Below are 23,760 nucleotides of genomic sequence, written 5' to 3' on the forward strand. Positions count from 1 at the left end.
GATGGCGATGAATAACCGTGACCGCGTGGGGAAGGCCTTCGACCTGTTATCGGAGGGTTTGCTTGATTCCGTCGACGAAGTGATGACCGCCGCCTACGGCACGTCGGACTGGCCCGCCGCGTGGGCACAAGAAGATGCTCAGCGTCGGGGTGGGCCAGCCCGGACCTTGACGAAGCACGATGTGCAGGTGCAGCTTCGCGCGATCACCGAGCAGGGCTACCGATTCAAGGACGTGCTGTCGCGTGCGCAGCAGGGGTTCGGCTCCGAACTGCGCGAGACCCGAAATCTGTGGGCGCACAACGAGCCGTTCAGTTCTGATGATGCGGCGCGCGCGCTCGACACGATCGAGCGGCTGCTCCACGCCGTCGGCGCGGTCGACTCCGCCGAAGACGTCCGCAAGCTCCGCGTCGACCTGCAGCGCACGGTCTTCGAGGATCAGACGCGCAAGCAGGTCAAGCGGACGACGGTGACCCTCGACCCGGGTTCGGGCCTGCGACCCTGGCGCGAGGTGATCCGCCCGCACGATGATGTGGCACGGGGCGAGTTCACGGCATCCGAGTTCGCCGCGGACCTGCATCTCGTACGAACGGGCCAGGCGACGAGCCCCGAGTATGGCGACCCAGTCGAATTCTTCACCCGGACGTACCTCACGGAGGGCCTGCGGGATCTGTTGTCGCGCGCGCTCCGTCGCGTGGGCGACGGCGACGGAAACGCAAGCCCCGTCGTCAACCTGCAAACCAACTTCGGTGGCGGCAAGACGCACTCGATGCTCGCTCTATACCACCTCTTCAGCGGCACGCCCGCGAAGGCCTTCCCTCAGGAGCTCCAGGAGCTCATCGCTGAGAGCGGGAACCCGGATCTTGCTGCGCTGGGAGTGAGGCGCGTCGCGCTCGTCGGCACGTATTTGAAGGCGGGATCCCCGCTTGTCAAGGACGACGGGACTGAGGTGCGCACGCTCTGGGGTGAGCTTGCATGGCAGCTCGGCAGCCGCGAAGCGTACGACCTGATTGCTGAGGACGACCGAGCAGGGACGAACCCGGGCGAGGCCTTGCGGACGCTGATCGCGAAGTACTCGCCGGCGCTGATCTTGATCGACGAATGGGTCGCGTACGCGCGGCAGCTAGTCACCGACAAGGAGCTCCCGTCTGGTTCGTTCGAGACGCAGTTCACGTTCGCTCAGTCGCTGACAGAGGTCGTTCGGTCAGTGCCTGGCGCGATGCTGGTCGTCTCGATCCCGGCATCCGACACCGGTGAAGCGGGCAGCGGAAGCGACATCGAGATCGGTGGCGCAAACGGCCAGCTCGCGCTGGAACGACTGCAGAACGTCATCCGCCGAGTCGCCGACCAGTGGCGCCCGTCGAGCAAGGACGAGTCCTTCGAGATCGTGCGTCGTAGGTTGTTCCAGGCGCCGAACGCTGAGGGGCTGACAATAATCTCCGCCGTTGCCCGTAGCTTCGTCACCCTTTATCGGAGCAACACCGCCCTGTTCCCGCGGGATGCCGCGACACCGAGCGATGACTATGAGCAGCGCATTCGCGCGTCCTACCCGCTGCACCCCGAACTGCTAGATCGCCTGTACGAGGATTGGTCCACGCTGGAGCGCTTCCAGCGCACCCGCGGCGTGCTCAAGCTCGTGTCGTCGATAGTTCACGAGCTTTGGGCATCCAACGACACGTCGCCGCTGATTCTCCCCGGCAACGTGCCGCTGGAGGCCACGACGGTCAACACCGACCTCACCCAGTACCTCGAAGACCAGTGGAAGCCAATCATCGACTCCGACATCGATGGTCCGGGATCCATGGCGCAGCAGATCGACCTGGACCGCCCCAACCTGGGGCAGCGGTTCGTGACACAGCGGATCGCGCGAACGATTTTCATGGGAGCTGCCCCGAGGATCAAGGCGTCGCGGAAGGGGTTGGACAAGCAGTACGTCTGGCTCGGAACCGCGGCGCCCGGTGACACGCTCGGCAACTTCGGCAGTGCTATCGAGCTGCTCGCGCAGCGGTCGACCTACTTCTACGAGGAGCAGGGCCACTACTGGTTCGACACGCAGCCGTCAGTGACGAAGACTGCGAACGACTATGCCGAGCGACTCCGCGAGGACGTCGAGACCGTGTGGAACGAGATCACCGAGCGACTTCGCAGCGAGGAACGTGCACGAGGTGTCTTCGATCGGGTCCACGTCGCGCCGGCATCCAACGCCGACATCCCCGACCTCGAGGACGCGCGACTGGTCATCGTCCACCCGCGCCACTCGCGGAGGAAGTCCGACGGTGCGGACTCGTCCGCCCACCAGTGGGTGCGCGACGCGATCGAGGCCAAGGGCGCCAGCCAGCGCGTGCACCGCAACACCCTCGTCTTCCTCATCGCGGACAAGAGCGAGCTGGAAAGCCTGGAGGCCGCCGCGCGCAGCTACCTCGCGTGGAAGCGCGTGCAGGCCACCAGCGAGAGCCTCAACCTGTCGGCGCAGCAGCGCAAGCAGACCGACGACTGGGTCACGCGTCTCGACCGGACCGTGTCGGATCGGATCCGCGACACATTCGTGTGGGCCGTGTACCCCGAGCAGTTCGACGCCACCAAGCCATTCGAGCTCATCACGGACAAGGTGCCCGACTCAAGCGGCCGCTCGCTCGCCGAGCGCGTCGCCGCGAAGTTGTCCCGCGACGACCAGCTCGTAACCGAGCTCGGCGCCCCCATCCTTGGTGCAACCTTGCATCAGGAACTGGGACAGCTGTGGCGCGACAAGGGCGAGATCAGCGTCGGCGAGCTGTGGGGCTACTTCACCCGGTACGTCTACCTGCCGCGCCTCGTTCGCCGAGAGACCCTCGACTCCTCGATCGAACGATCGCTGAACTCGGTGCTCGTCGACGGCGAGAAGTTCGCGATCGCGACCGCGAAGGACTCCGAGGCGGGTCGTTATCGAGGACTGATCGTGCCGCCGGCGCACAACGCCGCGATCCAGGTCACCGACAGCACTCTCCTGGTGGACTGGAACAAGGCTGAGGAGCAGGCGTCCGCCGATCGTGCCGCCGCCGCTCGTGAGGCTGCTGCGCGCGCCGCCGAGGAGGGTTCCGCGGAAGTCGGCCCAATCGACATCGTCCTCATCGATGAGGGTGCGGACGAGTCGCCCACGACGAGCGAAGAGTTCGCCGCACCGCGACGCCCGAGCCGCTACTTCGGCTCCGTGAAGGTCGACCCCGACCGGTACTCGCGCGACATCGGGAACGTGACCCGCGAGATCCTCGACCGCCTCGCCGGCGCCGGCGCCAAGCTCGAGATCACCATCGACATCCAGGCCAGCAAGAGCGACGGCTTCGACGAGGGCGAGGTGCGCACGATCTCCGAGAACGCGCGCGTGCTCAAGTTTGACTCGAGCTCCGGTTTCGAGCTGAGCTGATCAGATGGCACGACCACCTGCGTGGAGGTACACGCTCGACGAGGCGCGTCGGCAGGCGCTGGTCGCGATCGACTTCTACAACCGACCTGGTGACCGCCGCAGCTTCAGCGACTTCATCGTGCACATCCATCTCGCCTGGCAGAACCTCCTTCACGCTGATCGCATCCGACGCAAGGCCGAGATCTTCTATCGCGGGTCTGGCGGCCGTCGCCTGTTCAAGCGCAACCCTGACGGTTCGAAGAAGACGTGGGACCTCAGCCAATGCGTCAAGCACGAGTTCAAGGACAACGACCCGATCAGGGCGAACGTCGAGTTCTTCATTGGACTGCGCAATCGCGTTGAACATCGATTCCAGGACTCGGTGCTCGTTGCAACCGCGGCGGAAGCGCACGCATGCATCATCAACTTCGAGACCGAACTCGTTCGGCGATTCGGTGCGTCCGAGACCCTCGGCACCGAACTGAAGTTCCCCGTCTTCGTCCAGTCTCTGAGCCCGTCACGCTACGAGGAGCAGCGAGACTTGCGGCGGGGCCTCCCCGCAACGGTCTCCACGTTCATCACCGAGTTCCAGAGCAGTCTCACGGACGAGGTGCGTAGTGACGAACGGTTCGCGTATCGACTACTCCTCCTCCCTATGAAAGGGCCGAAGACTGAGGCAGATCTCGCGCTGAACTTTGTGCGCCAGGATGAGCTCAGTGAGGAGGAGCTGCAGGCACTGCTCGGGCAACAAGGCAGCGTGATTGTCGCTGAGAAGTATCGCGAAGCTGTACACGGCGACGAGATGTTGCCGAAGGCTGCAGCGGATGCCGTGATGGCGCGTATTCCGTTCGTCTTCGGCGTCAATGACTTCACCATCGTGCGGAAGGCTTGGGAGATTGGTCCGGCCAAGAGCGGCTCGAAAGAGCAACTCCCCAAGTCGGACGGCTATTGCGTCTACTCGCCCGCGTTCAAGCAGTTTGTCTACCGTCCGAAGCTCGTTGATCGCATCGTCGAAGCGACATCGAATACGGAGGACTTCGAGAAGCTAATCGGACGCACTCCGATACCGAAGCCTGCCAACTGACGATTCAGCGATGACGAGCCTCCCGAACCAGCCGAGAATCCCAGGCGATGAGCGCGCGCGCCAACAGCTTTTTGGAGACGACCCGCAGTGCGAGCCTTCGCCAGCCACGTTGAAGGCCCGTTTGATCGAGCTCGCTCGAGCCGTGGAACAGACACTCTCCCGGTCGACAGAGGCGCTCAGATCCCAACTGGATTCGCCAGAGGTTGTTGCGATGCGTGACGCGATCCTCGCTCCTCTGACCGAGGCGACTCATCGCGTGGCCGAGGCTCGCCGTCAACTGCTGGGTCGTGACGTGGATCGCCCATTCCGGATCGTCCTGATGGGGCGGACGATGGCTGGTAAGAGCACCTTGTTCGAGTTTCTGACGGGTGGGGATGGTGCGAGCGTCGGTCGCGGAGGCCAGCGCACGACTCGTGAGTCGCACATCGGGGCGGTCCTTGGTCACGACATAGAGATCGTTGATACGCCCGGAGTCGGCGCGATGGACGGGGACGCCGACTACGAGGAAGCATTCAGCCAGGTTGCCGACGCGGACTTGATCCTTTGGGTCGCGACCAACGAAGCCACGCAGGAACGAACCGGCCGCGCGCTGGAGCAACTCGGCGATTACGGCAAGCCGATCCTGGTGGCGCTGAACTGCCTCAGGGACGTCACGGACCAGCTGGACTTGCTTGAGCTGTTGGAGGACCCGGACTTCGTGTTCGGCGGCGACACTCTCGGCAATCTGAAGCCGATTGACCGCCACCTCGCGCGCGCTGGCGGTCGCTACATCTCGGCAGTGCTGATTCATGCGCAAGCCGCGCTGATGTCTCAGTCCAGCGATCTGACTTCCAACGACGCGAGCGACATACGTCGAGCGAGTATGGTCGAACGCCTTCTCGCCGAGATTGGTGTTCAAAGGGACCGCACCGCCGACACTCGACGTGCAGCGAGCATCGGAGACTTCATCCGCGGGGAGCTGCTCGAGGCTGCAAGCGCAACCGCCACCTCGGCCAGGATCGCTCGCGCCATGCTCACCGCCAGCAGGGGAAGCCTCGACGACTTTAAGAGGCGCGCGGATCGTCGAGTTGATGACGCGCACAACGAACTCCTGTCCGCGTTCTCTGTCGCTCTCTCCCGTCGAGAACGGTGGATTGAGCGGATCGACGTCGGCCTGAGCGACAAGAAGATCAACGCGGCGTGGGCCAGCGAGATGGCAGTGCTCAAGGAAGAGATCAGCGCCGACGTCGACCACGCTGGCCGACGCCTGGAGCGACATCTCAAAAGAATCGCACTCGACGTCGCCGATGACTGGGCACACTTCGACGTCGGCGAGTTCCAGGAACTCGGGGGTCGGGGCGCGATCTGGGGCAATCGTCTGGTGAAGGTCGGGGGTAGATTCGGCGCGGCGATCGGTACGACCATTCTTGGCGCGAAGATAGGCGCAGTTGCCGGGACTGCATTAGGCCCCGGGTTGGGAAACGCCATCGGGCTCGGCCTTGGCGCGATCGTCGGTCTCCTTACTGGACTGCTCGGCTTGAGTCGTGGCATCGACTGGGTCAGTGACAAGGTGTTCCAAAGCGCCGCCGAAGTTCGCGAACGGCGGCGAGTGAAAATACGCGACCAGCTGTCGCCGCTGCTGGTTCAGGTCAGCGAGCGGTTGACGCAGTCGGGCGAGGTGGTCCGTGCCGCGTGGCAGCAGGCAGTCGATCAGGAGGCGGCACGACACGCGGTCTGGATTGACATGCTTGAGCGGGCCGAGCGCACCTTCAACCACACCATCGCGTTGGAGCTAGAGCCCATACTCTCCCAAGTCGATACCGAGATCGCGCGTGAGCTCTTGCGGATCATGGGGCGCGGGCGGGCGGCCTCGGCACTGATACGCGCCACTCGTTGGCGTGGCGCAGGTATGGCCGTGGAGCTCCCCGAGCCTGAGTTCAGCGAACTGGTCCTCTTCCCAATCGCGGAGGACACCGAGCGCGTGCTACCCACGGCGGCATCTGCAACGTCCTCGGCCAGCGCCATCCAGCTGGTTCGGAACTTGACGGACGGCGTGCTGACGGCTCATGGGTGGAAGGACCATGAAGTGAGAGTCGAACTCACGCATCCGTTGGCACCCGGCGCTCAAGAAGCATGGCAGTCCTTGGCCAGAACTCACGCCGGAGTCAGCTTAAACATCATCCAGTACATCGAAGGAGACGCGTCGTGACGAAAGTTCTCATCCACGAACTGCCACGGCAATCAGAACGGCTGCTCACGCGACTTCGGGCCGTCCTGGGTGAAGCATCGGGCATTGCGGCAGGAGGGTTGCTCGCGCGCGCGACGATCCATCACGCCGAGAAGCCGCGCATGGTTCTCACCGGCCAGTACAGCAGCGGAAAGTCGAGTCTCATCAAGGCGCTGACCGATGGTTCGGTGGAGCCGCTCATCGACGCGGACATCGCCACAGGCGAAGTCACCGAATACGAGTGGGACGGCGCAGTTGTGCTCGTCGACACACCCGGCGTCCAATCGGGTCTGCGCAGCCACGACGAACTCGCGATGGATGCGATCGGCCACGCCGACTTCATCCTGTTCGTCGTCACCGTCAGCCTCTTCGACGATGCTTCCCGCGACTTCCTCCGACGCCTGGCCAATGGGCTTCAGCTGCATGGGCAGATGATCGTGGTCATCACACAGACAAGCAAACGCGCCGCGGCGGAAGGCGTGAGACAGCAGGCCGTGCAAGATGCGCTGGGGACCGCCACCTTCAACTTGCCCATCGTCGAGGTCGACTCGGTCGACTACCTGCGAAGCCTCCAGGGTGGAAGCCGGGCCGAGGCATTCAGGGACAGGTCCCGAATCGAAGACCTGCGGGCGATGATCAACCAGGTAAGCGCTGAACGAGGCGAGCTCGCTCGTCTGCGCCAGCCGCTGCATCTGATCCGACAGCTCTGCGATGAGGCGCAAGAGCTGTTCACGCCCGATGACACATCTCGCGCCGCCCTTGCACTACTTGCCGCACAGAGCCGTGCAATTTCACAGCGGCGCTTCATGCTCGATCAGAGCTTCGCAAGAGCGGATGCCGAATTCAAGCGGGACTGTCTCGTGGATGTCGTCGGATTCGTCGACACGGCCTCCACGCTGCCGGACGACCAGACGCAGGCTCGCGGGATGCTCGCCGACGCAGAGGCTCGTCTCATCGAGTCTCTCGAACGTCACGCGACGGCGTTTGCCGAACGGATCAACAGGCTTGCCGACTCCGAGTTCGACACATTGTCCGAAGAGCTACTGGAGATCGGCGAGAGCAATCGACTCGATCTGCTGCTCCGGCCGGCAGGCGCGGTCTCGCTCGATGCTCCCGATCGAGTTCGCTCCGGTGCTTCGGCATCGGCTGCCCAAGCGGCGGCGCCGATCGCGGTGGATTGGCAGAAGATCGGCGACCTCATCAAGCGCGGACAGGGCTGGTGGGGCGCAGGCGACGGACTGCGTGAGGCTTCAGGCTCACTCGGACACAAGCTCGTCAAGGACGTTGGCCACACGTTCGGCTACAAGTTCAAGCCCTGGCAGGCGCTGAAGATCGCAGACAAGATCGGCAAAGCCGCGAAAGTCGGTGGCTTCGTCATCTCGGCCGGGACAGCGGGCTACGAAGTCTGGAAGAACGAACGCGAAGCGCGAGCCGCGCAGATCCAAAACGAACGCCAGCACTCCGCGCTCGTCACCGAGATCATGGGTCAGGCCGACAAGATCGCATCCGATGCGCGTCGCGAGCTGGCCGCCATCATCGATCCGCCGCTCGACGAACTCCTGGATGAGATTCGCGCGGCACAGGACGAGATATTGAGTGCTGACTACGCCCGCACGTCGGCTGCTGACGAGCTTCGGGCGATCGCGACCGAAGTGGACCGACTTCTGTTGGGGAGTATCGACGACGGGCTCGCGTATGCGGGACTCTGATCCGCTTGACGGGAGCGGCGCGAAGGCATCGGCCAACCCGCATGCGTTCACAAATGGCACCCACAAGGCGACTCCGTCTAGCACGTGACGAGCCAGAATGGATCGATGAGCGACCTGCTGTCAGTATTTGATGAGAACGACCCTGGCGCGCGGCCGACCGAGGTTCGTCCACTCCCAATGACGGGCGAGCAGCGGTCCGAAATCCGCGAGCTCTTCGCGACCCTGGATGTGGCTACCGCTTCGCGGCAGTTCGAGGTCACGGCCGAACTCACTGGTGTCCGAATTACTTCGGTTGCCGAACTCGACGCAGCGACGGCCCATCGCCTGATCGGCGCGCTCAAGCGGCGTGTGGAGACGTCCGGTCGATTGATGACCGGTAACTCGTGGGACGACCGCGAAGAAGACACATGGCTTGACAGGCTGTAGGGCGTATCGACTACGGGACATAGTGCCTGTTTTGAGGGGAACCCCATCACTATCGTGAAGGGCGGGGCAACAACACGACGCTGGCGCGAGGCCGCTCAATTGTCACGCCGTGACGGTACCGCAGAACTCTGCTTCGCTCCGACAATCAGCCCCCGCGAGCGGGCGTGGCGCAGTGCTCGTCGTCGAACGGCTGCTAAGCGATGCGCGCCAGCGCGGAGTCTGCAAGGAGTGAGCGGCGAGAACGGGAGACGGGACCGATCGGTACACTCTCGGCGTCGGAGGGAGACGCCCCTTCGCCTCAACCAATTGACGACGTCTTCCGACATCTGTCCACATCCGTGATCGACCACGTTGACGGCAACCGATCAGTGTCCGACACTGGCCCGACACTGACTGTCGAACCAGCTACGAGCGGAGGTCGAAATGGGCAGCATCACGCCGTACGAATCGGCAAAGGGCCGCCGCTACCGTGTCCGCTATCGCAAGCCGGATCGCACCGAGGCGGAGAAGCGCGGCTTCACGACGATGCGCGAGGCGAAGCTGTACCTCTCGATGGTCACGGTGTCGAAGTCGAAGGGCGAGTACATCGACCCGTCCTCATCGCGGGTCCCGGTCCGGATGTTCGCGGACAGCTGGCTGCGATCCAAGCAGCCACCAATGTCGAAGCCCTCGTATTACATGACGCTCGAGCGCGCGTGGAAGAACCACGTCGCGCCGGTCTGGGCCGACAGAGAGATCTCGTCGATCCGTCGCTCGGAAGTTCAGGATTGGGTATCCGACCTTGCGACGCAGAAGTCGCGCACGGTCGTTCTTCGAGCACTGGGAGTCCTCGCCGGCATCCTCGACGTCGCCATTGACGATCGCCGCCTCGCGAGCAACCCAGCCCGCCATGTGCGCAACCTCCCTCGGCACGGGCCCGGCAAGCGTCGCGTCTACCTCTCGCACGACCAGGTCGCGACGCTGGCGGCGTGCTCGGCGTATCCGACGCTTGTCCTGACGTTGGCGTACACCGGCCTCCGCTGGGGCGAGGCGACGGGACTGCGCGTGCGCAGCGTGAACCGCCTCCGACGGCGCTTCGTCATCGAGGAGAACGCGGTGATGATCGCGTACGAGATCCACGTCGGCACGCCCAAGACGCACGAGAAGCGGTCGGTGCCCTACCCCGAGCGGCTCGCTCCCATGATTGAACAGGCCTGCGCCGGCAAGGGCCCCGAAGGACTGCTTTTCGGCGACGGGGTCAATCACATGCGCAACTCGGGCAGCAAGGGATGGTTCGCGAATGCGGTGCGGCGTGCGCAGGAGTTCGATCCGTCAATCCCGCGGCTGACTCCTCACGACCTTCGGCACACCGCCGCGTCGCTGGCGATCAGCTCGGGCGCGAACGTGAAGGCCGTGCAGCGGATGCTCGGGCACGCGTCCGCGGCGATGACGCTGGACACCTACGCGGACCTCTTCGACGACGATCTGGATGCCGTCGCGACGCGACTGAACGACCAGATGCCGTTGGTGGCGCTGCCGTCGGGACCGCAGACTCGCTACGCCCGACCCCAATGACCCCAGAGAGCAGATTGCTCAGTTTTTCGACGAGGCAGATTTCGCCCGAAGCGCTCGGTTTCGGCGCTCTCAGACGTCGTGCGCAGGCCGTTGAAGACGTCGTTTTCGGCCTGCCGAAATTTTCAGAATGCGGGCAAAAAGCGGGCAAAAACGCCTTCTGAGTGGTCAACCACAGAAGAAATACCTGGTCAGAGGCAAAAAGAGACTGTGCCCCTGGAGGGACTCGAACCCCCAACCGTTTCCTTAGGACGGAACTGCTCTTCCATTGAGCTACAGAGGCTGGCCCCTCGAGTCTACCTAGGCGCGCCGGGTGCGCCGTGTACCCTCGCCCCGTGGTGATCCGCTCCCGAGATGTCGGCCGGCGCGCGGTCCGCCCGGCGGCGATGCTTCTCGCGACGGTGCTTCTCGCGGCCGGGGGAGTCCTCGCCGGCTGCGCCGCCCCGACGCCTCCGATCTCCCTCCCGCCCGAGGCTGCGGCGCCCGACTACCAGCTGGGGACGGCGTACGAACCGGCATCCGAGGTCGGCATCGTCGTCCGCGATCGCACGGCGAAGCCTGCCGCCGGCATCTACTCGGTCTGCTACATCAACGCGTTCCAGACGCAGCCGGCGGAGCTCGACGCGTGGCCGACCGAGGTCCTGCTCACCGATGGCGACGACGAGATCGTCTTCGATCCTGCGTGGCCCGACGAGGCACTGCTCGACACCTCTTCTGCCGCACAGCGCGACCGGATCGCGAACCTGGTCGATCCCTGGATCCGCGAGTGCGCCGAGTCAGGATTCGACGCGGTCGAGTTCGACAATCTCGACACCTACGCGCGCAGCGACGGCGCGCTGACGTTCCACGACAACCTCTCGCTCGCTGCGCACCTCGTCGACACGGCGCACAGCGCGGGACTCGCAGCCGGCCAGAAGAACGCGGCCGAGGATGCCGAGGCCCTGCGCGCAGACGCGGGCTTCGACTTCGCCGTGGCAGAGGAGTGCCTCGCGTTCGACGAGTGCGAGCTCTATACCGCCGCGTACGGCACACGGGTGATCGCGATCGAGTACTCCGACACCGGGCTCGACTTCGCGGAGGCGTGTCGCACCTCCCCGGCTCCGGCATCCGTCGTCCTGCGGGACCGCGCGCTCGTCGCGCCGGACGAAGACGGATACGTCTTCGCACTCTGCGATGGCCGCGCCGAGACGGGATGACATGCGAAGGCCCCGGCACCCATGAACGGATGCCGGGGCCCTCGTGAGATCGTCAGCCCTGGTTTCCGAGGGCGAAGCGCACGGCGCCGTCATTCGACAGCTCCGCGTCGAGAACGCGGTTCTCGAGGATCGACGCAGCCGTCGCGTCGAGGAAGACGCGGGCGCCGCCCTCCACCACGACGGTGTCGGTCGCCTCGGGGACCGGCACGACGCTCAGTTCGAATCCTTCGGAGCTTCCGGTGTCGCGGATACGCACACCTCCGTCTTCGGCGAGCGGGACGCGGGCGATGAGTTCTTCGACGGCCTCGGCGGCGGTCTGGGTCAGCGTAAGCATGCTTTTCCTTTCCTCGTGCGGTTCCGAGTCGGCCACGATTCCGAGATCCCACCGAGGATGCAACCCCTACGCGCCGAGAGCCTCGCATTCGGAGGGAGTTCCCACGTTCGGCCGCCGCCGGGCGACGACACCCAGCGGCGACCGAGAATGGGGATAGGCGGCCCGCTTACGACGACCTTCGCCGTGGGCTATGAAACTTCTTGGTGGGGATGCCGCGACGCCGGGCGGCCGGAACGGCCGAAGAACCCGGATTGTGGTGCGCCGAGCGCAAGATCTGTGATTCTTGTCATCGTGTCGGGCGCAACGCGGGGCTCATCCGCGCTGCGGTCTGACATGGTGGAGGCGACGTCGCGGGCGCCCGGGAAGGTGCTCGCCGGCTTTTGTCTCGGCAGCAGCGCGCTGCCGTCCCGACCGTGCCCACCCGACCGTGAGGAACGCATGACCCGCATTGGCATCGTCGCCGAAGCGCCCGGAGAGAACCGGGTGTCGGCGACCCCGAACACCGTCCCCAAACTCATCGCGCTGGGCTACGACGTCGTCGTCGAATCCGGCGCGGGCGCCGGCTCATCGTTCCCCGACTCCGCCTTCGCGCAGGCCGGCGCGACCGTCGTCGACGGCCGGACCGCCTGGGCGTCGCCGATCGTGCTCAAGGTCGTCGCGCCGGCGCCGGCCGAGATCGACCGTCTCGCCGACGGTGCGACGATCATCGCGACGCTGAGCCCCGCACTGCGCCCCGACCTCGTCGAGGCGCTCGCCACCCGGGGGATCACGGCCATCGCGCTCGACGCGGTGCCACGGATCTCGCGCGCGCAGTCGATGGACGTGCTGAGCTCGATGGCCAACATCGCCGGTTATCGGGCGGTCGTCGAGGCCGCGCACGAGTTCGGCCGCTTCTTCACCGGGCAGGTCACGGCGGCGGGCAAGGTGCCGCCGGCGAAGGTGCTCGTCGCGGGCGCCGGAGTCGCGGGACTCGCGGCAATCGGTGCGGCGTCCAGCCTCGGCGCGATCGTCCGCGCGACCGACCCGCGGCCCGAGGTGGCCGATCAGGTCGCGTCGATCGGCGGCGAGTTCCTCGAGGTGGTCGTGCCTGACGAGGCGAAGCAGGTCTCCGCCGACGGCTACGCCAAGGCCACGAGCGAGGCCTACGACCGGCGTGCCGCCGAGATCTACTCGGAGCAGGCCGCCGACGTCGACATCATCATCACCACGGCGCTGGTTCCGGGCCGGCCCGCACCGCGCCTCATCACAGCCGCGGACGTCGCCTCGATGCGGCCGGGCAGCGTGATCGTCGACATGGCGGCGGGGCAGGGCGGCAACGTCGAGGGGTCGGTCGCGGGCGAGAAGGTCGTGACCGCCAACGGGGTCGTGATCCTGGGCTATACGGATCTGCCCGGCCGCCTGCCGCAGCAGGCGTCCCAACTGTTCGCGACGAACCTCGTCAACCTGCTGAAGCTGCTCACCCCCGGAAAGGACGGCGCGCTCGCGCTGGACTTCGACGACGTCGTGCAGCGCACGGTCACCGTCGTGCGGAACGGCGAGATCACGTGGCCGCCGCCGCCGGTTCAGGTCTCCGCCGCACCGGCCCCCGCGAAGGCGGCAGCGGCACCGGCGGTCGCGGCGAAGAAGCCGATGTCGGCGGGAGCCCGCACCGGGCTCGTGGTCGCCGGTATCGCCGCGCTGTTCGCGATCTGCGCGTTCGCGCCCCCACCGCTGCCGCAGCACTTCCTCGTGCTGACGCTCGCGATCGTCGTCGGCTTCTACGTCATCGGCCATGTCGCCCACGCGCTGCACACGCCGCTCATGAGCGTCACCAACGCGATCTCGGGCATCATCGTGGTCGGCGCGATGGTGCAGATCACGCTGCCCGATCTGACCGTTCAGATCCTGGCCGCGGTGGCCGTGCTGCTCGCCAGCATCAACATCTTCGGCGGCTTCGCCGTCACGCGTCGCATGCTGGCGATGTTCCAGAAGGGTGAGACCCGATGACCGTCGTCGCCGGCCAGGTGGCGGGCGCCGCCTACATCGTTGCCGCGCTGCTGTTCATCCTCAGCCTCGCGGGACTCAGCAAGCACGAGACCAGTCGCCGCGGGGTGACGTTCGGCATCGTCGGCATGGCCATCGCCCTCATCGCCACGGTGTGGGTGACGGCCGCCGGCGCGTGGGACTCAGAAGCCGGGGGAGCGGCGGTCACCGGACTGGTGATGCTCGTGGTCGCGGTCGTCGTCGGCGGTGCGATCGGGCTCTGGCGCGCCCGGGTGGTGGAGATGACCGGGATGCCCGAGCTCATCGCCCTGCTGCACTCCTTCGTGGGGCTGGCCGCCGTCTTGGTCGGCTGGAACGGCGCCCTGTACGACACCGGCCTGGAGGGTGCGCTCGCCGACATCCACCACGCCGAGGTGTTCATCGGCGTCTTCATCGGCGGCGTGACCTTCACCGGATCGATCGTCGCGTTCCTCAAGCTGTCGGCACGCATCTCGTCGAAGCCGCTCATGCTGCCCGGCAAGAACGCGCTCAACATCGGCGCGCTGGTCGCGTTCCTCGTCCTCACGGTCTGGTACGTCATCACACCGGAGCTGTGGCTGCTCGTGGCCGTGACACTGCTCGCGCTGGCGCTCGGCTGGCACCTGGTCGCCTCGATCGGCGGCGGCGACATGCCCGTCGTCGTCTCGATGCTCAACAGCTACTCCGGATGGGCGGCCGCCGCCGCCGGGTTCCTGCTGAACAACGACCTGCTGATCGTCACGGGCGCGCTCGTCGGATCGTCGGGTGCGTACCTGAGCTACATCATGTGCAAGGCGATGAACCGCTCGTTTCTCTCGGTGATCGCCGGCGGCTTCGGCATCGAGGCGCCGACGAGCAGCGACCAGGAGTACGGCGAGCACCGCGAGATCGACGCCGAGAGCGCGGCCGACATGCTCGCCGGCGCCCAGACCGTCGTGATCACGCCCGGCTACGGCATGGCCGTCGCCCAGGCGCAGCACGGCGTCGCCGACCTCGTGCAGAAGTTGCGCGAGCGCGGCGTCGACGTGCGGTTCGGCATCCATCCGGTCGCCGGCCGCCTGCCCGGGCACATGAACGTGCTCCTGGCAGAGGCGAAGGTGCCCTACGACATCGTCCTCGAGATGGACGAGATCAACGACGACCTCTCAGCCGCCGACGTCGTGCTTGTGATCGGCGCGAACGACACCGTCAATCCGGCCGCGGCGGAAGATCCGGGCAGCCCGATCGCCGGGATGCCGGTGCTGCGGGTCTGGGAGGCCCAGAATGTCATCGTCTTCAAGAGGTCGATGGCATCCGGATATGCGGGCGTGCAGAATCCGCTCTTCTATCGCGACAACACGCAGATGCTCTTCGGAGACGCGAAGGAGAAAGTCGAGGAGATTCTCTTCCAACTCTCGCGCGTCTCGGAACTGCGCTGAATCGTGAATAGCCGCGAGGCGGCGTGCGTCAGTGCGCCGCCTCGTAGGCCTCGAGAACGGATGCCGGAACCCGGCCCCGCTCCGATACCTGATAGCCGTTCTGCTTCGCCCATTCTCGGACGGCGCTGAAATCCTGCTGCCCGCTGCGGCGGCGCTTTCGCCCGGCCGACGCGGCGCTGGATGTCGCACGGGTGGAGGAGACGGTGCGACCCGCCTTGGTGTACCGCTCGAGAGCGCTTCGCAGAGCGTTGGCGTTCTCGTCGGTGAGGTCGATCTCGTAAGCGACGCCGTCGAGGGAGAACAGCACTGTTTCGCCTTCGCCGACTTCCAAAAGGGTACCGTCGATGTCATCGACGAGCTGGTGAACGATTCTTCGGGCCATGGTGGCACAATACGCCGAATTGTCGCTCCCGACCATCGAATAGTTTCGCGGTGGGGAGAACTTTTATCGGGTGGAATTGGGACTGTCCACCGAATGCCGATGTTTCGCCCTGACGGCAGCGGATTTCGCGATATCTCCGATCGTGCGACCGGGGTCCGCGCGACTCAGGGGAGAAGGCCGGCGCGACGAGCGGTGACGACCGCGGCGTGCCGGGTCGAGGCATCCAATTTCGCCATCGCCGACTGCAGATATGACTTGACGGTGCCCTCTTTGAGGTCGAGCGTCGACGCGATCTCCGCGTTCGTCGCGCCGAGCGCGGCGCACGCCAGCACGTCGATCTCGCGCGGCGACAGCCGCACGTCGAGCTCGAGCGACGGCTCCGTCGCATCGTGCGAGAGGGCCGCGAGGCGCTTCTCGAGGCGATCGAGGCGCGCGCGCAGCGCGGGGTCGTCGACGACGGCGGCGATGCTGCGCAATTCGGCGTAGGTCTCACGCAGCTCTTCGCGCGTCGTGGCCGGCATGGTGACCTGGCCGGCGGGGGCGGGGGAGAGCGTCAGCCGGCGCTGGACCTCCTCGCGGATCCGCAGTTCGGCCGACAGTTCCTCGGCGACCGCGAACGCGGGCCGGGCGACGACATCTCCGACGGGAGACTCGGCCCACGACCCGCAGTAGATGACGCCGCGCGCGCGGTTGCCGACCATCACCGGAACGGCGAACAGCGTGGAGATGCCCTCGCCGAGGACGGCGCGGTCGTAGTCGTGCGTGATGCTGCGGGAAGACCTGTAGTCCAGCGCGAGGCGCGGGCGCTTCTCGACGAGTGCGCGGCCGCCGAGCCCGCGGGAGGCCTCGACCACCAGGCCCTCGAGCCGGCGTGTGCGAGCGCCGTGGATGGAGGTGACATAGATGGTGTCGCCCTGCGCGAGTCCCCCGAAGCCGACCGGGAAGCGCGTGCGGCGCACGAGCTCTGCGACGGCGTGATCGAGCGCCCGTGCATCGCCGGCATCGCCGTCGAGTGCGTCGACGGCCGAGCCGACCCCCGCGCGAGTGCGATCGGGGTTCGGCGCACGTTGTGGGAGGGACGCGCCCACGACTACCTACTTCCGGGGGTGACGGCGTCCTCGCCGCCTTCGTAGCGTCGACCTTACCACCCGGGGCACGGCCCACACGTGGTCCGGGTCCCCCCGATGGGCGCGACGAAGCGCCCGTTCATGAGGCAAGGAGGCCACATGTCCGAATCGACGACCGAAACCGCCCCGCCGGGCGGTATCGACTACATCGCGGTGGAGGAATCACCGCGATTCATAGAGCTCAAGCGGCGGCAGCGCGGGTTCGTCTTCCCGCTCGCCATCGCGTTCCTCGTCTGGTACTTCGCCTACGTCCTGCTGTCGTCCTTCGCACGTGACTTCATGTCGCAGCGCGTCTGGGGCGACGTCACGGTCGGCCTGCTGTTCGGGCTCGGCCAGTTCGTGACGACGTTCGCGATCACCATGACCTACGTCTGGTACGCCAACCGCAAGCTCGACCCCATCGCCGAGGAGATCCGCGGCGAGCTCGAGGCGCAGGAGCAGGAGGTGCGGTCGTGAACGAGGTCTTCGGCGCGATCCATGCGGCCGTGGAGACGGTCGAGAACAACCCCATCCTGAACATCTCCATCTTCGCGGCGTTCGTCGCGGTGACGCTGTTCATCGTCATCCGCGCCAGCCGCAACAACCGGACGGCCGCGGACTATTACGCTGCCGGCCGCTCGTTCACCGGCCCGCAGAACGGGTTCGCGATCTCGGGCGACTACCTGTCGGCGGCCTCCTTCCTCGGTATCTGTGGGGCGATCGCGATCAACGGATACGACGGCTTCCTGTACTCGATCGGGTTCCTCGTCGCGTGGCTCGTCGCGCTGCTGCTCGTCGCCGAGCTCATGCGCAACACAGGCAAGTTCACGATGGCGGACGTGCTGTCGTTCCGGCTCAAGCAGGGACCGGTCCGCATGGCGGCGGCGATCACGACGCTGGCGGTCTGCTTCTTCTACCTGCTCGCGCAGATGGCGGGTGCGGGCGGCCTGGTGTCGCTGCTGCTCGGCATCAAGGAGACGCTGGGCCAGTCGATCGTGGTGGCCGTCGTCGGCGTGCTGATGATCGTCTACGTGCTCATCGGCGGCATGAAGGGCACGACCTGGGTGCAGATCGTCAAGGCGTTCCTCCTCATCGGCGGTGCGCTCGTCATGACGATCTGGGTGCTGGCGCTCAACGGGTTCAACTTCAACGCCCTGCTCGAGAGCGCGGTCGCGGCATCCACCAGCGACCCGCAGGACGCGATCCTCGGACCGGGTCTGCAGTACGGCGCCAACCCGTGGGACTTCATCTCGCTGGCGATCGCGCTCGTGCTCGGAACGGCGGGCCTGCCTCACGTGCTGATGCGCTTCTACACGGTGCCGACCGCCAAGGAGGCGCGGCGCTCGGTGGTGTGGGCGATCTGGCTGATCGGCATCTTCTACCTCCTGACGCTGGTGCTCGGCTACGGCGCCGCGGCGCTCGTCGGACCGGAGGAGATCAAGGCAGCCCCGGGTGGCGTCAACTCCGCGGCACCGCTGCTCGCGCTGCACCTCGGTGGGCCACTGCTGCTGGGGTTCATCTCGGCGGTCGCCTTCGCGACGATCCTCGCGGTCGTGGCGGGTCTCACCATCACGGCGGCGGCGTCGTTCGCGCACGACATCTACGCGAACGTCGTCAAGAAGGGCAATGTGCCGCCGGACGGCGAGGTCAAGGTCGCCCGCCGCACCGTGGTCGTGATCGGCCTCGTCGCGATCGTCGGCGGCATCGGGGTGCAGGGGCAGAACGTGGCGTTCCTGGTGGCCCTCGCCTTCGCGGTGGCGGCATCGGCGAACCTGCCGACGATCCTGTACTCGCTGTTCTGGCGCCGCTTCACCACGCGCGGCGCGGTGTGGAGCATGTACGGCGGCCTGGCCGCCGCGGTGATCCTCATCTTCCTGTCGCCGGTGTTCTGGGGCACGGAGACCAGCGTGTTCAAGGTGGGCACGGCCATCTGGCCGCTGAACAACCCGGGCATCGTCTCGATCCCGCTCGGGTTCTTCCTCGGCTGGCTCGGCTCGGTGACCTCGCGCAGGGCGGAGAGCCGGGTCAAGGCGGCCGAGATGGACGTGCGGTCGCTCACCGGGTTCGGCGCCGAGAAGGCGACGCATCACTGACCCCTTCGGTGGACTGCGAGGCCCGGGCGGACACCCCGCCCGGGCCTCGCGGCGTGCGGGCGGCCTACACGCCCGCCGCCAGCTTCGCGTCGACCGGGGCGCCGGGCGCTTCCGTCGCGTCGACTGGGGCGCCGGGCGCTTCCGTCGCGTCGGCCGCGTTTGCATCCGCCCCGCCCCCGTCGGCCCCGCTCGCGTCGGCCGACCTCGGCGCCTGCGGAATGCCGGGCCCCTGCTCGAGCTCGATGAGGAACCGCTTCATATCGGGACGCCCGCCGTACTCGCCGAGCGATCCGTCGGCACGCACGACACGATGCACCGGCACCACGATCGAGAACGGCGTCGTCGCGCACGCCGTGCCGACGGCGCGGGCCGCGCGCGCCGTGCCGGCCATGACCGCCACTTCGCCGTAACTCGCCGTCTCGCCATAGGGGATATCGCACACCGCCTCGAGCGCCGCACGCGTGAAGCCGCGCACCAGCCGCCAGTCCAGCGGCAGGTCGAACTCGCGGCGGTCGCCCTCGAAGTACTCGTCGAGCTGGTCGATCGCCACCTCGAAGACGCTGTCGGCGGCATCCGTCCCCTCGTCGGGGACCGGCACCGCGCGCAGCTGCAGCGCGACGCGTTCGATCTCGCTGTGCAGGGGGCCGTCGAAGGGATGGAGGGTCACGATGCCGTCGGCGGTCGTGACGATGAGGATGTCGCCGATCGGCGACGGGTGGACGCGGAAGCGGGGCGGTTCCTCGGGGGTCATGCGACCATCCTGGCCCCGTGCGCGCACGCGGCGGGGGCTCCGGCATCCGATCTGTGGGATGCCGCACGGCCGGCCGGTCTGGGGAGGAGGGGCTGCGCGAAGGTCGATCCGGCCGCGTCCAATACCGCGAAACTCAGGTCCATTGCAAGTGCCCGGCAGTCGTCGCCTTTAGGGTGGCACGTGTGTGGCGAGCAGAACGGAGCGCCGTGCTGGGCCCAGAAGACGCCGAGCGCGGGTACGACGTGACCCCGGGCGATCTGGGTCTCGCCGAACCCGACGTCACCGTCGTGCACGTCGCCGAGTCCGAGCGCGATCGGCTCCGTCTGCAGTCCGCCGCTCTCGGCGGCCGGTCGACGCTGCTGCACTTCACGGACGGCCAGGACGCGTCCATCGAGATCACGAAGGCGCATCCCGGCAGCCTCCCCCAGTTCATCACCGGGCGGTCGACGCTGCTGTCGAACCTGTTCCGCGACGAGGTCGCGCTGCGCAACGCGCGACTGGCGGCCGAACGCATCACCGCGAAGGACCAGGAGCTGCGCACGACGCGCGGCCTGGACGCCGTGCGCCTCGCTGTCGGCCTGGCGACCTTCCGTGTCGGCGGGATCGGCTGGAGCGCACCGGTGCTGCTGCGGCCGCTCGCGATCCGCCGTCACCACGGCGACTTCGAGCTCAAGCTGCACGGCACGTTCTCGGTCAACCCCGAGCTCGTCCGCGCGATGCGCACCCATTTCGGCATCATGATCGACGCCGGCGGTCTCGCCGCCCTCGCGTATGACAACGGCGTGTTCAAACCGCAGCCGGTCATCGACCATATCCGCGCCCTGACCGCATCCATCGACAGCTTCGCGGTGAAGCCGCGCCTGCTGGTGTCGAGCTTCGCCGACGTGGGCGGCGACATGGCGCTCGACGCCGCGAACCTCGATCATCGTGTGCTGAACGCGCTGGCCGGCCACGTCGCCGACCGCGAGTCGCTCACGCTCCACCGCCGCGGACCCGTGCCCACCAGCCCCGACGAGCGTCCGCCGGCGGCCGACATGCTGCTGCTCGATGCCGACTCCGAGCAGGAGCGCGTGCTCGCGCGGGTGACCGACGGGCAGTCGCTCGTCGTCCACACCCTGCCGGGCACCGGCGGCACCCAGACCGTGATCAACGCCGTCGGCGCGCTGGTGCGCGACGGCAAGCGCGTGCTCGTCGTGAGCGCCCGGCGCTCGACGCTCGACGGCGTGCGCCACCGGCTCGCCGGCATCGGGCTCCCGGGGCTCGCTGTCTCGCCTGACCGCCTCCAGCGCGATCTCATCCGCGCCATCGGCCGCAACGAGAAGGCCCAGGCGCCGAAGGTCTCCGACATCGACGACGCGCTCGTGCGCCTGCGCGGTGTGCTGCGGGACTATCGCTCGGCCGTGACCGCCGAGCATCCCGCGTTCGGCGTGTCGGTCCTCGACATCCTCCGCGAGCTCGCGCAGCTCGCCGAGCGCGGCGTCGCGCCGGTGACGGAGGCCCGCTTCGACGCGGAGGCGCTCGCCAGCCTGGCCACGACCCGACAGGATGCCGCAGCCAAGCTCGCCGCCGCGGCGCGGCTCGGCGAATTCCGGTTCGGCCCCGACGACTCGCCCTGGTACGGCGTGACGTTCGCGACCGTGGAAGAGGCGCGCGGCGCCCACGGGCTCGCCGGCAAGCTGCACCGCAGCGACGTGCCCACGCTGCTCGAGCGCGGCTACGAGCTCATCGCGCAGACGCGCATGCGTCCCTTCCGCACCATCGCGGAACTCGGGGTGTACCTGCGCCTGCTGCGCGGCATCCGCGACTCCCTCGACCGGTTCAGCCTCACCGTCTTCGAGCGTCCGCTCGGCGAGCTGATCCAGGCGCACGCGCCGCGGCGCGACGCCCCCGACATGACCGGCGCCAACCGCCGCCGGCTGCGTCGGCTGTCGCGCGAGTACCTGCGTCCGGGCGTGCACGTGCCCGACATGTACGAGGCGCTCGTGCGCATCCAGCAGCAGCGCACCGAGTGGCAGCGGTACGTCGACACCGGGGTCACGCCCGAGCTGCCGCTCGGGCTCGCCGACGTGCAGGTCGCGTGGCAGCGCGTGGATGCCGAGCTCGCCGAACTCGACGCCGCGCTGGGCCGCAGCGAGGCCGACCGGCTCTCGACGCTGCCCGTGAAGCAGCTGGTGCGCACGCTCGCCGGCCTCGCCGCGGACTCCGACGTCTTCGACAACCTCAAGGAGCGCGCGACGCTGCGCACCGAGCTCGCCGCGATGGGCCTCGAGCCCCTCCTGCTCGAGCTGTCGGTGCGACACGTGCCCGAAGACCAGGTGGCCGCCGAGCTCGAGTACGCGTGGTGGCAGTCAGCGCTCGAGCTGCTGCTGCGCACCGATCGCGCCGTCCTCGGCGCGAACACCGCCGTCGTCGACCGGCTGGAGCGCGACTTCCGGCTCGTCGACGAAGCGCATGCCTCGGCATCCGGCCCCCTCCTCGCCGCCCACCTCGCCACGCAGTGGCGCATCGGGATCGTCGACCACAAGAGCGAGGCCGACGGGCTGAAGCACGCGCTCAAGCGCGGGGCGATCACGCCCACCGAACTCGCGACCGTCGCTCCGGTGCTCTCGCGCACGCTGGCGCCGGTGTGGCTGGCGTCGCCGTACGAGGTGCCGCGCATCCCCGACGCCGTCGGGTTCGACGTCGTGATCCTGGCGGATGCCGGAGCCCTCTGCCTCGCCGAGGCCGCACCGGCACTCCGCCGCGCGGGGCAGGTCGTGGCGTTCGGCGATCCGGTCACGCAGAAGCCGACGCCGTTCCGCGTCGCCGCCGGATCGGCGGTGTCGGGCGCCGCCACGCCGCCGCAGACCAACGGGACGGCGACAGCGGCCCCTGCCTCAGGGGACGGGCCGGAGGACGACGAGGTTCCCTTCGATTCGACGAGCGTGTTCGAGCGTCTGGCCGAGCTGCTGCCGGTCGAGACGCTCACCCGCAGCTACCGCGCGGGCGGCGAAGACCTGGCGGCGCTCGTGAACGACGCGTTCTACGGCGGCGAACTCGTGTCGCTGCCCTGGGCGGGCTCGTACCTCGGCCGCGGCAGCCTCGCCGTCGACTATGTCGAGGGCGGCCACGGCACGCCCGACCCCATCACCGGCGCCGTCGAGAGCCCCGACTCCGAGGTGGCCCGCGTCGTGACCCTCGTGGTCGAGCACGCGGTGAACCGGGGGAGCGAGTCGCTCATGGTGGTGACCGCGAGCGCGCGTCACGCCGAGCGGATCCGCGCCGCTGTCGAGGCCGCTTTCGCCGGACGTTCCGACGTCGCCGACTTCGTCTCGCGCGACACCGCCGAGCCGTTCGCCGTGCTGACACTCGAGGAGTCGGTCGCCGAGAGCCGCGACCGCGTCGTCTTCTCCCTCGGCTTCGGCCTCACCAAGCACGGCCGCGTGCTGAGCGACTTCGGCGACCTCTCGTCGCCCGACGGCGAGCGGCTGCTGACCGTCGGCATGACACGCGCCCGCCGGTCCATGGTGATCGTGTCGTCGATCCGGCCCTCGGCCTTCGACGACGGGCGCCTGGAGTACGGCGCCGCGACGCTCATGACGATCCTCGGCGGGATCGCCGCGCGCTCGCGTGAAGCGCGCCTCGAAGACCTCGCTGATCCGCTGACCCGCGGCCTCGCCCGCGAACTGCGCCGTGCCGGGCTCTCGGTCGACGTGCACTACCGCGGCCTGCTGCCGCTGGTCGCGCAGTACGACGGCAAGGCGGTCGTGGTCGAGAGCGACCCCGAGACGATCGGGGAGTCGCTGCGCGAGTCGCTGCGCCTGCGCCCGCAGATCCTGCGGCGCCTGGGCTGGCACTACGTGCGCGTGCACTCGTTCGATCTGTACCGCGACCCGGCCGACGTCGCGCAGCGCATCGCCGCGATGCTGGGCGTGCCGCCCGACGCGCCCCGGGTCGACCACGAGACCCAGCCGATCGATGTCGTCGAGTGACCGACAGCGCATCGAGCGGGTCAAGGGCTCCCGGCGGGCGAAGCTGACGCCTGCGCCAGGAACGAGCGCCGAGCCGGTTCCCGGTGATGACGAAACGGATGCCGCCACCGCGGCGCCCGACGCGAGCCCCGGTTCAGCGGGGCCGAACGACGAGCG

At 67.6% G+C, this 23,760-nt stretch carries 16 protein-coding genes and 1 tRNA gene; 12 read left to right on the top strand and 5 right to left on the bottom strand.

The window, feature by feature from the left end:
• The first annotated feature begins 7 nt into the window (after window positions 1-7).
• The 6 genes from Q9R08_RS20260 to Q9R08_RS20285 all read left to right on the top strand — a co-directional run bounded on the left by Q9R08_RS20260 (window position 8) and on the right by Q9R08_RS20285 (window position 10,355).
• Window positions 8-3,397 carry a DUF499 domain-containing protein gene (locus tag Q9R08_RS20260; RefSeq protein ID WP_308870059.1) on the top strand — a complete coding sequence of 1,130 codons (3,390 nt, stop codon included), beginning with the start codon at window positions 8-10 and terminating at the stop codon, window positions 3,395-3,397.
• Between the two features lie 4 nt (window positions 3,398-3,401).
• A complete protein-coding gene (locus Q9R08_RS20265) occupies window positions 3,402-4,460 on the top strand; it encodes a DUF3644 domain-containing protein (protein WP_308870025.1) in 1,059 nt (352 codons plus the stop codon).
• A gap of 211 nt (window positions 4,461-4,671) precedes the next feature.
• Window positions 4,672-6,648, top strand: coding sequence for a GTPase (locus Q9R08_RS20270; protein WP_308870026.1), 1,977 nt, complete (start codon window positions 4,672-4,674; stop codon window positions 6,646-6,648).
• Window positions 6,645-8,375, top strand: a complete 1,731-nt coding sequence (locus Q9R08_RS20275) for a GTPase (RefSeq protein WP_308870027.1) — start codon at window positions 6,645-6,647, stop codon at window positions 8,373-8,375. Before Q9R08_RS20270 ends, Q9R08_RS20275 begins: the two co-directional genes overlap by 4 nt.
• 105 nt (window positions 8,376-8,480) lie before the next feature.
• Window positions 8,481-8,801, top strand: coding sequence for a hypothetical protein (locus tag Q9R08_RS20280; protein WP_308870028.1), 321 nt, complete (start codon window positions 8,481-8,483; stop codon window positions 8,799-8,801).
• A gap of 423 nt (window positions 8,802-9,224) precedes the next feature.
• Entirely contained in the window at window positions 9,225-10,355 is a 1,131-nt protein-coding gene (locus tag Q9R08_RS20285; RefSeq protein ID WP_308870029.1) for a tyrosine-type recombinase/integrase, read from the top strand.
• Window positions 10,356-10,563: 208 nt separating this feature from the next.
• Here the strand turns inward: Q9R08_RS20285 and Q9R08_RS20290 are convergent.
• Window positions 10,564-10,635: transfer RNA gene (locus Q9R08_RS20290), tRNA-Arg, on the bottom strand.
• Window positions 10,636-10,687: 52 nt separating this feature from the next.
• Here Q9R08_RS20290 and Q9R08_RS20295 point away from each other — a divergent pair.
• Complete coding sequence (locus tag Q9R08_RS20295; protein WP_308870030.1) at window positions 10,688-11,548, top strand: endo alpha-1,4 polygalactosaminidase; 861 nt, start codon at window positions 10,688-10,690, stop codon at window positions 11,546-11,548.
• Window positions 11,549-11,600: 52 nt separating this feature from the next.
• Here the strand turns inward: Q9R08_RS20295 and Q9R08_RS20300 are convergent, their stop codons facing one another.
• Entirely contained in the window at window positions 11,601-11,882 is a 282-nt protein-coding gene (locus Q9R08_RS20300) for a Fe-S cluster assembly protein HesB (RefSeq protein WP_308870032.1), read from the bottom strand.
• Window positions 11,883-12,320: 438 nt separating this feature from the next.
• Here Q9R08_RS20300 and Q9R08_RS20305 point away from each other — a divergent pair, with 438 nt between their 5' ends.
• A complete protein-coding gene (locus tag Q9R08_RS20305) occupies window positions 12,321-13,868 on the top strand; it encodes a Re/Si-specific NAD(P)(+) transhydrogenase subunit alpha (protein ID WP_308870033.1) in 1,548 nt (515 codons plus the stop codon).
• Window positions 13,865-15,301, top strand: a complete 1,437-nt coding sequence (gene pntB, locus Q9R08_RS20310; protein ID WP_308870034.1) for a Re/Si-specific NAD(P)(+) transhydrogenase subunit beta — start codon at window positions 13,865-13,867, stop codon at window positions 15,299-15,301. The genes Q9R08_RS20305 and pntB overlap by 4 nt, the downstream gene beginning before the upstream one ends.
• A 28-nt stretch (window positions 15,302-15,329) precedes the next feature.
• Here pntB and Q9R08_RS20315 read toward each other — a convergent pair whose 3' ends face one another.
• Both Q9R08_RS20315 and Q9R08_RS20320 read right to left on the bottom strand, forming a co-directional pair.
• Window positions 15,330-15,683 (bottom strand): histone-like nucleoid-structuring protein Lsr2, encoded by a 354-nt coding sequence (locus Q9R08_RS20315; protein WP_308870036.1) that lies wholly within the window; start codon window positions 15,681-15,683, stop codon window positions 15,330-15,332.
• Between the two features lie 164 nt (window positions 15,684-15,847).
• Window positions 15,848-16,771 (bottom strand): LuxR C-terminal-related transcriptional regulator, encoded by a 924-nt coding sequence (locus Q9R08_RS20320; protein WP_308870037.1) that lies wholly within the window; start codon window positions 16,769-16,771, stop codon window positions 15,848-15,850.
• Window positions 16,772-16,909: 138 nt separating this feature from the next.
• On the opposite strand from Q9R08_RS20320, the gene Q9R08_RS20325 reads away from it, so the two are divergent.
• Both Q9R08_RS20325 and Q9R08_RS20330 read left to right on the top strand, forming a co-directional pair.
• On the top strand, window positions 16,910-17,266 hold the full coding sequence (locus tag Q9R08_RS20325; RefSeq protein WP_308870039.1) for a DUF485 domain-containing protein: 357 nt from the start codon (window positions 16,910-16,912) through the stop codon (window positions 17,264-17,266).
• Window positions 17,263-18,882, top strand: a complete 1,620-nt coding sequence (locus Q9R08_RS20330; protein ID WP_308870040.1) for a solute symporter family protein — start codon at window positions 17,263-17,265, stop codon at window positions 18,880-18,882. Before Q9R08_RS20325 ends, Q9R08_RS20330 begins: the two co-directional genes overlap by 4 nt.
• Before the next feature lie 64 nt (window positions 18,883-18,946).
• On the opposite strand, the gene Q9R08_RS20335 is transcribed toward Q9R08_RS20330, so the two are convergent.
• On the bottom strand, window positions 18,947-19,633 hold the full coding sequence (locus tag Q9R08_RS20335) for a methylated-DNA--[protein]-cysteine S-methyltransferase (RefSeq protein WP_308870041.1): 687 nt from the start codon (window positions 19,631-19,633) through the stop codon (window positions 18,947-18,949).
• A 206-nt stretch (window positions 19,634-19,839) separates the two neighbouring features.
• On the opposite strand from Q9R08_RS20335, the gene Q9R08_RS20340 reads away from it, so the two are divergent.
• Window positions 19,840-23,604, top strand: a complete 3,765-nt coding sequence (locus Q9R08_RS20340) for an AAA family ATPase (protein WP_418001385.1) — start codon at window positions 19,840-19,842, stop codon at window positions 23,602-23,604.
• Window positions 23,605-23,760 lie beyond the last annotated feature (156 nt).

The organism is Microbacterium psychrotolerans (genome assembly GCF_031085295.1).
Lineage (GTDB): Bacteria > Actinomycetota > Actinomycetes > Actinomycetales > Microbacteriaceae > Microbacterium > Microbacterium psychrotolerans.

Coding starts and splice junctions, on each gene's coding strand:
- Q9R08_RS20285 (WP_308870029.1), top strand. CDS start 9,225: ATGGGCAGCATCACGCCGTACGAATCGGCAAAGGGCCGCCGCTACCGT.
- Q9R08_RS20265 (WP_308870025.1), top strand. CDS start 3,402: ATGGCACGACCACCTGCGTGGAGGTACACGCTCGACGAGGCGCGTCGG.
- Q9R08_RS20325 (WP_308870039.1), top strand. CDS start 16,910: ATGTCCGAATCGACGACCGAAACCGCCCCGCCGGGCGGTATCGACTAC.
- Q9R08_RS20315 (WP_308870036.1), bottom strand. CDS start 15,683: ATGGCCCGAAGAATCGTTCACCAGCTCGTCGATGACATCGACGGTACC.
- Q9R08_RS20280 (WP_308870028.1), top strand. CDS start 8,481: ATGAGCGACCTGCTGTCAGTATTTGATGAGAACGACCCTGGCGCGCGG.
- Q9R08_RS20270 (WP_308870026.1), top strand. CDS start 4,672: ATGCGTGACGCGATCCTCGCTCCTCTGACCGAGGCGACTCATCGCGTG.
- Q9R08_RS20300 (WP_308870032.1), bottom strand. CDS start 11,882: ATGCTTACGCTGACCCAGACCGCCGCCGAGGCCGTCGAAGAACTCATC.
- Q9R08_RS20335 (WP_308870041.1), bottom strand. CDS start 19,633: ATGACCCCCGAGGAACCGCCCCGCTTCCGCGTCCACCCGTCGCCGATC.
- Q9R08_RS20260 (WP_308870059.1), top strand. CDS start 8: ATGAATAACCGTGACCGCGTGGGGAAGGCCTTCGACCTGTTATCGGAG.
- pntB (WP_308870034.1), top strand. CDS start 13,865: ATGACCGTCGTCGCCGGCCAGGTGGCGGGCGCCGCCTACATCGTTGCC.
- Q9R08_RS20305 (WP_308870033.1), top strand. CDS start 12,321: ATGACCCGCATTGGCATCGTCGCCGAAGCGCCCGGAGAGAACCGGGTG.